The organism is Lysobacterales bacterium (assembly GCA_014946745.1).
Taxonomy (GTDB): domain Bacteria; phylum Pseudomonadota; class Gammaproteobacteria; order Xanthomonadales; family Xanthomonadaceae; genus Aquimonas.
Genome location: JADCRD010000001.1, coordinates 509938 through 522732 on the forward strand (window position 1 = coordinate 509938; position 12795 = coordinate 522732).

11 protein-coding genes and 1 tRNA gene are annotated in these 12795 nt (G+C 68.2%); 6 read left to right on the plus strand and 6 right to left on the minus strand.

Annotated elements, in window-relative coordinates; all coding sequences use genetic code 11:
* Positions 1-440 precede the first annotated feature (440 nt).
* On the plus strand, positions 441-2336 hold the full coding sequence (locus H4O13_02110) for an ATP-binding cassette domain-containing protein (protein MBE5314175.1): 1896 nt from the start codon (positions 441-443) through the stop codon (positions 2334-2336).
* A gap of 363 nt (positions 2337-2699) precedes the next feature.
* On the opposite strand, the gene H4O13_02115 is transcribed toward H4O13_02110, so the two are convergent.
* Positions 2700-5579 carry a diguanylate cyclase gene (locus tag H4O13_02115; protein MBE5314176.1) on the minus strand — a complete coding sequence of 960 codons (2880 nt, stop codon included), beginning with the start codon at positions 5577-5579 and terminating at the stop codon, positions 2700-2702.
* Between H4O13_02115 and H4O13_02120 the strand changes: the two genes are divergently transcribed.
* On the plus strand, positions 5565-6176 hold the full coding sequence (locus tag H4O13_02120) for a hypothetical protein (GenBank protein ID MBE5314177.1): 612 nt from the start codon (positions 5565-5567) through the stop codon (positions 6174-6176). The two genes, H4O13_02115 and H4O13_02120, sit on opposite strands and share 15 nt — an antisense overlap.
* 140 nt (positions 6177-6316) lie before the next feature.
* Here the strand turns inward: H4O13_02120 and H4O13_02125 are convergent, their stop codons facing one another.
* From H4O13_02125 to sodB, 4 genes are all read right to left on the minus strand, one after another.
* Positions 6317-7903: a S8 family serine peptidase gene (locus H4O13_02125; GenBank protein ID MBE5314178.1), complete on the minus strand. Its 1587-nt coding sequence runs from the start codon at positions 7901-7903 to the stop codon at positions 6317-6319.
* A gap of 13 nt (positions 7904-7916) precedes the next feature.
* The gene (locus tag H4O13_02130; GenBank protein MBE5314179.1) at positions 7917-8279 is read right to left on the minus strand and encodes a hypothetical protein; all 363 of its coding nucleotides are present in this window, start codon (positions 8277-8279) and stop codon (positions 7917-7919) included.
* A gap of 387 nt (positions 8280-8666) precedes the next feature.
* A tRNA-Val gene (locus tag H4O13_02135) sits at positions 8667-8741 on the minus strand.
* 93 nt (positions 8742-8834) lie between these two features.
* Positions 8835-9413 carry a superoxide dismutase [Fe] gene (gene sodB / locus H4O13_02140; GenBank protein MBE5314180.1) on the minus strand — a complete coding sequence of 193 codons (579 nt, stop codon included), beginning with the start codon at positions 9411-9413 and terminating at the stop codon, positions 8835-8837.
* Positions 9414-9656: 243 nt separating this feature from the next.
* On the opposite strand from sodB, the gene grxD reads away from it, so the two are divergent.
* The 4 genes from grxD (at position 9657) to H4O13_02160 (ending at position 12279) form a co-directional block, all read left to right on the plus strand.
* Positions 9657-9980, plus strand: coding sequence for a Grx4 family monothiol glutaredoxin (grxD, locus tag H4O13_02145; protein MBE5314181.1), 324 nt, complete (start codon positions 9657-9659; stop codon positions 9978-9980).
* The gene (locus H4O13_02150) at positions 9977-10714 is read left to right on the plus strand and encodes an SDR family oxidoreductase (GenBank protein ID MBE5314182.1); all 738 of its coding nucleotides are present in this window, start codon (positions 9977-9979) and stop codon (positions 10712-10714) included. The genes grxD and H4O13_02150 overlap by 4 nt, the downstream gene beginning before the upstream one ends.
* Positions 10711-11313, plus strand: coding sequence for a YhgN family NAAT transporter (locus H4O13_02155; protein ID MBE5314183.1), 603 nt, complete (start codon positions 10711-10713; stop codon positions 11311-11313). Before H4O13_02150 ends, H4O13_02155 begins: the two co-directional genes overlap by 4 nt.
* Positions 11314-11385: 72 nt before the next feature.
* Entirely contained in the window at positions 11386-12279 is an 894-nt protein-coding gene (locus H4O13_02160; protein MBE5314184.1) for a glycerophosphodiester phosphodiesterase, read from the plus strand.
* 114 nt (positions 12280-12393) lie between these two features.
* Here H4O13_02160 and H4O13_02165 read toward each other — a convergent pair whose 3' ends face one another.
* Positions 12394-12762, minus strand: coding sequence for a hypothetical protein (locus tag H4O13_02165; protein MBE5314185.1), 369 nt, complete (start codon positions 12760-12762; stop codon positions 12394-12396).
* Between the last annotated feature and the right edge of the window lie 33 nt (positions 12763-12795).

The window sequence follows — 12795 nt, forward strand, 5'->3', positions numbered from 1 at the left end:
GGGTACGCGTGAGTCGGTCGGGGTTTTCGGACAGGCCATCCCTGGCCTGTCGAAAACCTTGGCCGCATCCCTGCGGCCAACCCTGCGGGCGAATCGACCGCCTCCCGCCGCTCCCCAGGGGCCCCGGTCAGAGCGCGGGCTCCTGCCCGCAAGAGCAACCGCCGAAGCGCAGAGCCGAAGCGGAGAGCCGAAGCGCATAGCCGAAGCACGGAGCCGAAGCTCAGAGCGGAACCGCGGAGCCGGATGAGGCTGGCGCCACGCCAACCCAGGCGCCGAATCTCGCCACTGCCCGCCTCCACGCCTTCGTGCCGCACAATACGCGGCTTCGCTCTGAACCCCTCTCCCCACTGGAGAGGGGAGGGGTGAGGGGCCGGGCGCGCGATCCGCGTGACCCACCGGCTCTGAATCCCCAGTCCCGAATCCCCAATCCCGGCTCCCCAATGCCCTTACTGCAACTGCTCAACCTAAGCCACAGCGTCGGCGGCCCCCCGCTGCTGGACCACATCGAACTCACCATCGAAGCCGGCGAGCGCGTCTGCATCGTCGGGCGCAACGGCGCTGGCAAGTCGACACTGCTGCGCATCATCGCTGGAGAGATCACCCCGGACGAGGGCGAGCGAAGGGTGTCTTCCGGTGTGCGCGTGGCCCGGCTGGCGCAGGAGGTGCCGCAGGCGACTTCAGGCAGCATCTTCGAGGTGATCACCGCCGGGCTCGGCGATCTCGGCCACTGGCTGGCGCGCTATCACGCACTTCTGCCTCGATTCGAAGAGCCGGCGATCGCCAATGAAGTCGCCGACCTGCAGGAGCGCATCGAAGCGGCCCAGGGCTGGGATCTCGACCAGCGCGTCGAAGCGGTTCTGACCCGCCTCGGCCTTGATGGTGAAGCGCAGTTCGCGGCGTTGTCGGGCGGCATGAAGCGGCGCGTGCTGCTGGGCCAGGCGCTGGTGTCGGCGCCGGACATCCTGCTGCTGGACGAGCCCACCAACCACCTCGACATCGACTCCATCGACTGGCTGGAAGAGACGCTGAAATCGCTGCAGACGGCGCTGGTGTTCATCACCCATGACCGTCGCTTCCTGCGCGCGCTGGCCACAAGGATTCTCGAAATCGACCGAGGCCAGCTCACCAGCTGGCCCGGCGACTTCGACAACTACCTGCGCCGGCGCGAGGAGCGCCTGCATGCCGAGGCCCAGGCTGCTGCGCATTTCGACCGCAAGCTGGCCGAGGAAGAGGTGTGGATCCGCCAGGGCATCAAGGCGCGGCGCACGCGCAACGAAGGGCGCGTGCGCGCGCTGAAGGCGATGCGCAACGAACGCATGCAGCGCCGCGAGCAGCAGGGCCAGGTCAATATCCAGATGGCAGCCGCCGCGCCCTCGGGCAAGCGCGTCGCCGAAGCCAAGCGCGTCAGCCACGGCTACGGCGGCCGCAGCTTGCTTGAAGATTTCTCGGTCAACATCCAGCGCGGCGACCGCATTGGCCTGGTCGGCCCCAACGGCGTCGGCAAGACGACCCTGATCCGTCTGTTGCTCGGTGAAGCCAAGCCGGACACCGGCGAGATCGAGCTCGGCACCCAGCTCGAGATCGCTTACTTCGACCAGCACCGCCTGAGCCTGCGCGAGGACTGGAACGCGCTGGAGAACGTCGCCGAAGGCCGCGAGTACATCGAGCTCGACGGCCGCCGCAAGCATGCGCTGGGCTATCTGCAGGATTTCCTGTTCACGCCGGAGCGCGCGCGCGCGCCGATCACCATGCTCTCCGGCGGCGAGCGAAACCGCCTGCTGTTGGCCAAGCTGTTCGCCCAGCCCAGCAACCTGCTGGTGATGGACGAGCCGACCAATGACCTCGACGTTGAAACCTTGGAGCTCCTCGAAGAGAAGCTCGGCGAGTACCCCGGCACGCTGATCCTGGTCTCGCACGATCGCGAGTTCCTCGACAACGTGGTGACCAGCTGTCTGGTGTTCGAAGGCGAAGGCTCGGTGCGCGACTACGTCGGCGGCTACAGCGATTGGCTGGCAACCCGCGATGCGCAGAAGACCGCCCAAGCGGCGCACGCGGCGACGGTGGCGCCGTCTTTGGCGACGCCAAGCGCCAGCGCGATGGCGGCGCCCGTCGCGCCGAAGAAGAAGCTCAGCTACAAGGATCAACGCGAGCTTGAGCTGCTGCCCGCGCGCATCGAAGTGCTGGAGACCCGCATCGCCGAACTGGGCCAGCGCATGGCGGACCCCGGCTTCTACCAGCGCCCCGCGGCCGAGGTTGCCGCTGCCGGCGCTGAGCTGTCCCAGCTGCAGGCCGAGCTGGAAGCCGACTATGCGAGATGGACTGAACTCGACGGATGAGAGACCGAAGGCCGCTCACGACCGGGCGGCGCTGAGCGGTCGGCACTCCTCACGTTGATGCTTTGGCTGCGCCAGCGCGCTTGATCGCTGGCGCAGCGGGGACTGCGTCCGCGCGCGCATCGGGCGTTCTCTTCCGCAGCCGGTACCGTGCCGCTTCCAGGGCAACACGGATCAAGTCCCTCCTGGCCTTGCAAGTCCCTCCCGGCCTTGAGTGGTCGCGAGTCCGGCACATGTCCGGACTCGTTCGGCGGCTACGCGGCGACGCCTTCGCTTCGCTCGGTCACGCTGGATCAAGCATCGCGTGCTCGATCCGCGGGCGCGCCCCCCATGGCGCGCGGCAACGCTGAATTCTTCAGCGTTGCCCTAGTCCTTGCCTGTCTGCAGCGAGAGCAGTCGCGCGGTCTCAGGCGCGTCCAGCCGGTTGCGCGCTGCGTCGAGCAGGTCGGGCAGGTCCGAGGGTCGCAGCCCTTGCGCTGGCGCGAGAACGATCCAGCGATTGCGACCGCGACGTTTCGCGCCGTAGACGGCCGCGTCCGCCAGATCGACGACCTGCTCCCATTCGAGCGCATCGGGGTCGCCCGGCAGGAAAGGCAGGGCGGCGGCGCCAACCGAACATGAGCAGCGCAGCAGCTCGCCGCTGTCGAGCCGGAAAACTTCGTTGCGCACGGCGCTGACGATCCGCTCGGCAAGCACCCCAGCCTGCGCGGCGTCGGCCTGGCGGGCCACCACAAGGAATTCTTCGCCGCCCCAGCGCACGGCGTAGTCGGACTCGCGCACCGCATGGGTCAGCAAGCGGGCGAACTGGCGCAGCACGGTATCGCCCGCCGCATGGCCGTGCCGATCGTTGATCGCCTTGAAGTGGTCGATGTCCACCAGCAGAAAAAGCATGTCGCGCTGCACGCCAGGTGAGGCCGCAACGCGGTAGGCGCGGCGGCACTGGGCGAGGTCGGCCAGCACCTGACGGAGCAGGTATCGGCGGTTCGGCAGGCCGGTGAGCGGATCGGTCAGCGAGGCTTGCTCCAGCTGACTATTGGCCTCGGCCAGCGCCTGGGTGCGGAACTCCACCAGCTGCTCCAGCTCGCGCCTGCGCGCCGCCAGCTGGTGCAGCCGGAAGCGCACTGCCAGCGCGGCCAGCAGGACCAGGCTGATCGCCACCAGCAGCCGTGTCGACGTACGTTGCCACGGTGCGGGCTCGATGGCGAAGCTGAATTCCGTCGAAGGTCCCCACTCGCGCAGTCCGTCGCGCGCCTGGACCTCGAAGACGTAGCTGCCCGGCGGCAGTGCGGCAAAAGTGATCGGCTGATAGGGCTGCGGCGCCGACCAGTCGCCACCGTCGCCGCGAAGCCGATAGCGATAGCGCAGTTGACTGCCATAGCCGAGACGCAGAGCGGCGAAGCTGAAGCTGAGGTCGCGAGTGCCAGCAGCCAGTTGACTGCCCTCCGGAACCGGCTCATCGGCGCTGCTGACGCGCTCTATCACGACCCGCGGCGGGGCTTCCGCCGGGCGCGCGCGCTCGACGTATCGCACAAGGCCGAAGCCGCTGCCGAACCACAGCGTGCCGTCGCGCGTGCGCAGTGCCGCGGTGGCGCTGCCTTCCGGGTGCAGCAGCCCATCGGCCACAGTGAAGCTCTGCACCTGGCCGTTCTCGATCCTCGCCAAGCCGCGACTGGTGTAGGCCCAGACTCGATCCTCGCCGTCGACCAGCACGCTCCAGACGAAGTTGTCGGGCATGCCCTGCTCGCGCGTATAGCGCCGCACCTCGCCATCAGGCGCGCGATGGAACAGGCCGTCGCCGTTGCTACCCACCCACAGTCCGCCCTTGGCGTCGACTGCGAGATCCCACAGGATCTCGTTGCTGAAACCTTCCTCGCGTCCCAGGCGCTGCACCGAACCGTCTTCCGCCATTCGCAGCAGGCCGTCATGCATGGAGGCGAACCATAGGCTGCCGTCCGGCGCGGCTTCGATCGCAAGCACCCGCGCCACCGACAGCAGTGGATCGGCCACCGCTTGGATGCGCGCATCTTCCATCAGCGCAACGCCCGTCATCGTGCCGATCCAAAGGCGGCCATCGCTATCGCTGCACAGTGAGCGGACCGCGTTTGCCGGTAGCCCGTCCTGCTCGGTCAGCAGGCGCAGGATGCCGCGGTCGGCACGCCACTCGGCGAGCCCGAACTCGGTGCCGATCCACGCATGGCCCGGCGAGGGCAGTTCGATGTCGTACACCCGCTCGTCGATCAGGCCATCTGCGGCCGTGAGAGTGAAGCCGGCGCTCGCATCCAGGCGCTCCTCGCGAGAGGGCAGCACCTGCACGCCCTGGCGGGTGCCAAGCCAGAGCCGGCCCGCGGTGTCCTCATCCAGGCTGCGCACGAAGTCGGCAAGCAGCCCCTCACGGCGCGTGTAGCCCTCAAACCTGCCGATCCGGTACCGGCTGAGTCCGCCGTCGCTGCCCACCCAGATCGCGCCCTCGCTATCCCGAAGCACGCTGTGGTTGACGAGGCTGGCAAGCCCATCCTCGGGGGTCTGCAAACGCAGCGCATGCTCCGGGCCCCGCAGCAGTCCGCGGTTGCCGGTGACCCAAAGCTCTCCGGTGGCGTCTCGCGCGATGCCGCTGATCGCCATGCCTCGCGCCTCTGCGGGCAGCCCCGGCGGCAAGGCAAGCTCCTCGCCCTTCAGCAGCAGCAGGCCGGCGCTGGTGCCGATCCACACGCGATCCTCTTCGGCCAGCAGCGCCGAAACCATCGGCGCGCTGTCCAGGGGCAGATGCACCGAGGCGTACTGGCCGGTGACCGCGAACCAGCGCAGCAGACCATTCGGGGTGCCGACCCAGATGCTGCCGTCGTCGGCGCGCGCGAGGCTGGTGGTGTGCACGTCGGCGATGAGCGTGGTGACCGTGGGCGGATCAAGGCCGTCGGAGCCTTCGATCGGTTCAAGCTGGTAGAGCCCGCGCACCGTGCCCACCAGAAGGTTCGCGCCTCGCGCCGCCAGCGCCTGCACCGAGACATCGCTGATGCCGGGCATTTCGCGGCAGCGGAAGCGGCTGGCGCCCGGCGCGAGACTGCACAGTCCGCGCGTGCTGCCCACCCAGACCTGCCCGTCGGCGCTGCTGGCGATCGCCTGCACCGAGTTGCTGGCGAGTCCGTCGGCGGTGCTGAACACGCGGAACTCGCGGCCGTTGAACCGGCCCAAACCGCTGTAGGTGCCCACCCAGAGGTAGCCGTCGCGGTCCTGATGCAGGGCGATCACCTGCTGCTGCGGCAGCCCATCGGTAGCGTCGAACTGCTGGGGCTTTGCGCGCGCGACGGCGTGATCGAGCAGCAGGCTGGCCGCGATCAGGGCGAGAAAAAGGGCGACAGCGGCAAGCCGTGGGAACGCGTCCGGTTGACGGACGCGACCTGGGGCGGAACGGCTGGAGACAAAGTGCGATGGCATAAGCCGGGCAAAATGCGATCCCCGCTGTCGGGGGTGCTGTGCGCTGCCGCACACTTTTCGGGTGACGGCGTCCGGGTACGAAATCTCCTACCCATCGTCGCGACCCGGTGCCGATGCGGATCCCGGCAGTCCGTGGGCACTCTTTGCCGCTCGACGCGGGCGGCCGTCATCGCCGACCGCGTCCTGTTTTGCCAAAGGTTGCCGTGCATGCGCGATTCTCCACAGCCCCTCCTGCCACGGCCCGCCGTCGATGCTCTGGTCCGCCCGCTTCTGCCCGCCGCGCTGGCGGTGGACAGCGCAGTCTGCGGTTTCGAGCCCGGCAGCGCTGGCCATACCCTCTGGCTGATCGCTCGCCAACGCGCGGCAACCCTGCGCCCGCCGCATCACCGAGTGCCCGCTGCGGCGCCGTGAGCACAGTGTTTGCGAGTCCAGCCTCGCCGGGCGCGCATTCGCTTCGTGTGGTTTCGCGTCCTCCGCCGCTGCGCGGCAAATCCCGAAGCGCATGCCTCGGCGAGAGGGCCTAGGCCTGCCAGCTGTCTGCCGCGCCTCGGCTACTCGAAACCGTTGGCGAAAACTGCCGCCGCCACCGGCACCTGCTCGCCCGACTGCAGCACCTGGGTGATGGCGGCCAGAACGCCGCCAGGCATCAGGGTGATCACGCGGTTGGCCGCCATGCTCACCCCACATCCCCCGCTGCCCGCATCACAGTTCAAGACCCGCATGTCGGGATCGCCGACGGTCACGTTGGTGGTGGCGTTTCGCGCGAAGTGGTAGCAGTCATCGCCGCAGCCCTGCAGGGGAGAAGGGCTGAGGCTGTAGGCGGCATCGAAGCGGTTGTCGAGCGCCAGCCGGATCGGCCGCGCATCGTGCAGCATCGGCACCGGGAACGATTGCCCGGTACGGACGTCGACAATCCAGCGCCCCTGCGAGCGCATGTGCCCGATCAGGGTGTCGACGCTGAGGCTCGACCAGGCGTTGCCTGCGCGCAGCACCGCAACCGCGCCGGCGACGTGCGGCGCGGCCATCGAGGTGCCGGTCTTGATGTAGCCGCCGGCGTCGATGTCTTCGCCCGGTGCGAGAAAGCTCAGGACCGACTCCGAGTTCGAGAACGTCGAAACGGTCCACTGGGTCCGGTCCGTGTCCAGTGAACCCACGCCGACAACATGGGCATTGCAGGCAGGCCATCTCATGATGGCGACGGTGCCAAGCGTGCTGTCGTTGCCTGCGGCTGCAATCTGCGCGATGCCAGCGCTCTTGGCCGCCTGAAAGGTGCCGCTTGCCCGTGAACAGGGCTGTTGCGATGTGGGTACGCTGCCCCAGCTCATGTTGTGGGCGACGATGTTGTACTGCGCCTGGTTCTGCACCGCCCAATTCAAGGCGGTGAACGCCGATACACTGCTGACGCAGCCGTCCTGATCCGGGCAAGCGATCCCGATATCGGCGAAGTGGATGCCGGCCCCACGTGCGGTACGCGCGACGATGGCGGCGACATTGGTGCCATGGCTGTCGCTGCCGGCCGACTCCAGCGTCATCCATGTCCGCAGCTGACAGCTGGCGGGCGTGCCGACAGCGGTACAGGGGCCGAAGTCAGGATGGATGCTGGCGGGCGGCCCGGAACCCAGCGCGGTATCGGTGACCAGAACGGAGGTGCCCGCGCCAATGAAGCCGGCGGCGGCCGCCAGCCCGGCCTGCATCTGATTGGCCGACTGGGTGGCCGTCAGGGCCTGCGTGCGCAGCTGTGGTATTGGCCAGATGCCTTCGACACCCTGCTGATCCAGAATCGAGCGCTCCTGCGCGTCCGTCGCTAGCTCGACCAGCAGCAGCGGCAGATGATCGAAGTCCCGCACCACCTTGAGGCCCAGCGCGGCGACCAACTGCTGTTTGCGCGGCAGCAGTTCGGCCTTCAGCTGGGCAGGCTGGGCGCGCCGCCCCTGCCGCAGAGCCTGACGCGCCGCTGGCGGCAGACTCAGATCGATGTAGCGCAGGCGCTCCTCCGCGCTGGCGTCCAGCTGCGCCTGCGCCGGACTCTGAGCGGCCCCGAGCAGCAGCGCGATCGTGGCCGTCAGCAGCGCGCGCCGACCGGGTGTCGCCAGCGGCGAGACCGCGTCAGCGGTTCGGGGTTCAGAGAGTTGAAGCACGGTTGCGCCCCATTCAAAGCAGGGCCACGACGTGCAGGTAGCAGAAGTTGTCGGACGAATGCGTCCAGCGTCGGCTGGGGTCGCCGATCAGGCGCACGCGCGCCCGACTGAGCTTGGCCGCGGTCAGAATCTGGAAGAACTCCTGGTACTGCGCATCGGACTTGCTGATCCAGCCGCCCCGACAGACGCCGGCATTGAGGGGGTCGGTGACCGACACCACCAGATCGTTCTTCGCGCCCGGTGCGGGCTCTTCATCGCTGTAGCGAAGCAGCTGATCGATGGTGCTGGCCGATGTCGTGATATCGATCGGCGCGGCGTGGGCCGACAGACTGGCAAGACCGAGGCAGAGCGCCGCCACGGCAAGGTGGAAGTTCATGGTGTGCTCCGGAAGGATGCTGGGCCGCGACGGAATCGTCCGGCTGACCGGATCGCTCGGCGTGACCTTCAAGTCGCCCGCGCCGTCCGCCGTAAAGTAGAAACGGGCATCGCGACTCGCAAGCCAGCAATCCTGAAATCTTCTGAAAGTTTGTGGCCGCGGCGCAGAGCGCGCCTGGCGCGGCATCCACGGGGTCCAGGGCCGCAAGTCCGGCGTCGCCGGACGCGCGCGCTGGATCGAGCATCGGGCGCCCGGTCCGCGAGCGCGCCGTCCCTGGCGCGGGAAGCTCCGACAAATCAGAGCGCTCCTACCGGCCTCCGGCTCACCGCGGCTGTGCGGCGAACCAAACAAAAAGCCCCGGCTTGCGCCGAGGCTTTTGTCTGAAACTGGTGGGCAGTACAGGGATCGAACCTGTGACCCCTACCATGTCAAGGTAGTGCTCTACCGCTGAGCTAACTGCCCGTCGATGCGGGGCGCGCACTCTAACACAGCGCTTTCGCCGATCACAACGCCCGACGCGAAACTCTCCGCTCCGGGCCTGTGATCGCGCAGCGATCAGGCCATCTGGCTCTCGACGAAGTCCCAGTTGACCAGGCTCCAGAACGCCTCGACGTACTTGGCGCGGGCGTTGCGGTAGTCAACGTAGTACGCGTGCTCCCACACGTCGCAGGTCAGCAGCGCGCGGTCTTCGCCGGTCAGCGGGGTGGCGGCATTCGAAGTCGAGACCAGCGCCAGGCTGCCGTCCGGACGCTGCACCAGCCAGGCCCAGCCGGAGCCGAAGGTGGTCAGCGCGGTCTGGGTGAACTTCTCCTTGAAGGCCTCGAAGCTGCCGAAGGCCGCGTTGATGGCCTCGGCCAGCTTGCCGCTCGGCGCGCCGCCGCCGTTTGGCTTCAGGCAGTGCCAGTAGAAGGTGTGGTTCCAGACCTGGGCGGCGTTGTTGAACATGCCGCCGCTGCTGGTCTTGATGATGGTTTCCAGATCTTTGCCCTCGAACGCGGTGCCAGCGATCTGGTTGTTCAAGTTGGTGACATAGGTCTGGTGATGCTTGCCGTAGTGGTAATCGATGGTCTCGGCCGAGATGTGCGGGGCAAGAGCGTCGCGGGCGTAGGGCAGGGCTGGCAGTTCGATGGCCATGACGGTTCCTTCAGGCGAGCGTGGAAAGGGAAGAGTGCTTGCGTCGCGCCCGGCGGCGGTGCCGGCGGGCCACGCAGCCGGCGAGGCGTGGTGCCGAGCAGGATGGAATCGCTGCAAGGCCGGCTGGTGTGGGAAAATTGTAGCAAGCAGGCCGCGTGACCCGTTCGTGAGGTTCGCGCAGCGCCGCTCCCGACTTTCCCCGCAACCGCGCCCACGCTTTAGCCGGGCCGTGATGGAGACCGCATGAACGCCACCGTCGATCGCATCAAGGCCGTGCTGGCCGAACACCCCATCGTGCTGTTCATGAAGGGCACCCCGCAGTTTCCCATGTGCGGCTTTTCCTCGCGCACCGTCGAGGCGCTGAAGGCCTGCAACGCCCAGTTCCACTCGATCAACGTGCTGCAGGATCCGGACGTGCGCGCCAACCTGCCGCGCTTCTCGAACTGGCCCACCTTCCCGCAGCTGTTCATCAACGGTGAGCTGATCGGCGGCTGCGACATCACCCTGGAGTTGCACCAGGCGGGCGAGCTGGCGCGCATCGTCAGCGAAGCGCAGAAGCCGGCATGAGTGACGCTGCGAAGCCGCTGGCGGGACGCTCGCTGCTGGTCGTCGGTGCGCACGGCGCCTTCGGCTCGGAAGTCGCGCGCGCGGCGGCTCGGGCCGGTGCGCAGGTCGTGCTGCTCGGGCGGCGCGTGCCCAAGCTGGGCCAGGTCTACGATCAGCTCGTCGCCGATGGTTCGCCCGAACCCGCGATCTATCCGCTGGATCTCGAAGGCGCCACACCCGCCGACTATGAGCAGCTCGCCGACACTCTGCGGGCCGAGCTGTGCGGCCTGCACGGTGTGCTGCACGCCGCGGCCGACTTCAAGCACCTGGCCTCGATCGAAAACAGCGAGCCGCTCGACATCGCCCGCGCCATTCACGTCAACCTGACCGCGCCGCTGATGCTGAGTCGCGCCCTGCTGCCTTTGCTGCGCGAGAGCGGCAGCACTGAGCGGCCGTCCTCGCTGGTGTTCATGCTCGACGATCTCGACCGCGTCAGTCGCGCCTACTGGGGCGGCTACGGCATCGGCAAGCACGGGCTCGAAGGTGCCTTCCGCATTCTTGCCGAGGAACTGGAAGGCTCGACGCTGCGGGTGAACGCCGTGCGGCCCGCGCCGACCCGCACCAATCTGCGTTCGCGTGCTTACTTCGGCGAAGACCCGGGCCTGCTGCCGCCGGCCGCGCAGCGCGCGCCGGCGATTGTTCGCCTGTTCGACACGTCCGCTGCATCCCCCCATGGCGAGGTCATCGCACCGTGAGCACCCTGTCGGCGGCGATCCTGCTGTTCATGATCCTGGACCCCTTGGGCAATGTTCCGATCTTCCTGAACCTGCTCAAGACCCTGCCGCCTGCGCGGCGGCGCTGGGTGCTGGCCCGCGAGCTGCTGATCGCCCTGGTGGTGCTGTTCGCCTTCCTCTGGGGCGGCCAGCACATCCTGTCGGCCATGCATCTGCGTCAGGAGTCCGTGGCGATCGCCGGCGGCATCGTGCTGTTCCTGATCGGCATCAAGATGATCTTTCCCACGCCCGAAGGCCTGTTTGGCGACACGCCCGAGGGCGAGCCCTTCATCGTGCCGATGGCGATTCCGCTGATCGCCGGGCCCTCGGGTATGGCAGCAGTGATGCTGATGTCCAGCAACGAGCCCGAGCGCATGGGGGACTTCAGCCTGGCCCTCTTCCTGGCCTGGCTGGCGACTGCGGTGATCCTGTTCTCCTCGACGTATCTCTACCGCCTGCTTGGCCACCGGGTGCTGGCGGCGATCGAGCGCCTCATGGGCATGCTGCTGGTGGCATTGTCGGTGCAGATGTTCCTCGACGGCATCGGCGCCTATCTGGCGCGCTCGGCCGGAGCGGCCTGAGCTTCGGCGCGGCCGCTCCGCCATCGGGCCTTCATGGATCCAGTCGACGCTGCGCGCGACACGGAGAGAGGCATGAGCTGGAGAACGCTGGACGGACTGCCGCCGCAGGTGATCGCCCATCGCGGCGCCAGCGGACTGCTGCCTGAGCACACCCTGGCCGCCTACGCGCTAGGCCTGGGCCAAGGCGCCGACGTGATCGAGCCGGACCTTGTGCCGACTCGCGACGGCGTGCTGATCGCCCGCCATGAGCCCAATCTCGCGCGCAGCACCGATGTCTTTGTTCGCGGCGAGTTCTCGCACCTGAAGCGTGGGGACGACTGGTGGAGCACCGATTTCGCGCTGGAGGACATCCGCCGCCTGCGCGCGCGCCAGCCCTTCGAGGGGCGCAGCGACCGGCATGACGATCACCACGGCGTGCCCAGTTGGCAGGACGTGCTGGACTGGGCTGCGCAAGCCGCACTGGAGCGTGGCCAGGCAGTGAGCGTCTATCCCGAACTCAAGCATCCGGCGCATTTCGCCGCGCTGGGCTTGGATCCTGTCCCGCTGTTCGCACAAGCGCTGCTCGCGCTGCCCGCAGGGGTGGAAGTCCGCGTGCAGTGTTTCGAGGTGGGAGCCTTGCAGCGAGTGCGGGCGAGTACGGGCCTGCCCTGCACCCTGCTGCTGGAGCAGGGCGCCGACTGGCGCCGCGTCATCGCCGAGCACGGTCAGTGGCTGTGGGGCCTCGGCGTCGACAAGCGCCTGCTGTGGAGCGCGCAAGGCCGCGGCAGCGGTCTGGTCGAAGCGGCCCACGCCGCTGGACTTCGCGTGCACCCGTGGACCTACCGCGATGATCGGGTGGGCGAGGGCTACGCCGACGTGCGCGAGGAGCTGCGCGCGGCCTTGCGCCTCGGCGTGGACGGCGTGTTCTGTGATTTCCCGGCGACCGGTATCGAAGTTCGCGACAGCCTGCGCACGACCTTTGGCTGAACTTGGCGCTGCGGTGGGTTGGCCCCCAGCGCGATGCCGCCGCCAGCGCCACGCCTAGCCGCGCGCCGTGAGCTGCCAAAACCGGATCGAAACGCAAGCTGCCCGCCCGCGGCGCTACTCCTGGTCGAGATTCAGGCGCACGCCTTCGACGCTGTTGTTCACCAGGGACACATTGAAGCGCGGCCGGCCCAGGCGGCGCTTGACCAGCACGTCTTCGCCGTCGTCGACCTCGACGCGGTAGTCCTCGCCGATCGCTTCGCGCAGGGCTTCTCGCACGCGGCGCGCCACACCGTTCTCGCTGGTGCCGTCCTCGATCGTGACCTCCACTTCGGTGGCAGCACCATCCTTGGGCGTGAATGCCAGCACCAGCGAGCCGCTTGACTCGGCGTTGCCGCTGAACTGCAGGCGCCACTTGTTCTCGATCGGGGCGGCTTGGGCGATGCCGGCGAAAAGCAGCAGGAAGGTCGGCAGGATCAGGCGCATAGGGGCGCTCCGCGCAGGGGTGAGGGGCCCCAC

What these genes read in the sequence shown, in the direction of transcription:
- H4O13_02110 (MBE5314175.1), top strand. Translation starts at nt 441, where the DNA reads ATGCCCTTACTGCAACTGCTCAACCTAAGCCACAGCGTCGGCGGCCCC.
- H4O13_02120 (MBE5314177.1), top strand. Translation starts at nt 5,565, where the DNA reads ATGCAGGGCGATCACCTGCTGCTGCGGCAGCCCATCGGTAGCGTCGAA.
- H4O13_02130 (MBE5314179.1), bottom strand. Translation starts at nt 8,279, where the DNA reads ATGAACTTCCACCTTGCCGTGGCGGCGCTCTGCCTCGGTCTTGCCAGT.
- sodB (MBE5314180.1), bottom strand. Translation starts at nt 9,413, where the DNA reads ATGGCCATCGAACTGCCAGCCCTGCCCTACGCCCGCGACGCTCTTGCC.
- grxD (MBE5314181.1), top strand. Translation starts at nt 9,657, where the DNA reads ATGAACGCCACCGTCGATCGCATCAAGGCCGTGCTGGCCGAACACCCC.
- H4O13_02150 (MBE5314182.1), top strand. Translation starts at nt 9,977, where the DNA reads ATGAGTGACGCTGCGAAGCCGCTGGCGGGACGCTCGCTGCTGGTCGTC.
- H4O13_02160 (MBE5314184.1), top strand. Translation starts at nt 11,386, where the DNA reads ATGAGCTGGAGAACGCTGGACGGACTGCCGCCGCAGGTGATCGCCCAT.
- H4O13_02165 (MBE5314185.1), bottom strand. Translation starts at nt 12,762, where the DNA reads ATGCGCCTGATCCTGCCGACCTTCCTGCTGCTTTTCGCCGGCATCGCC.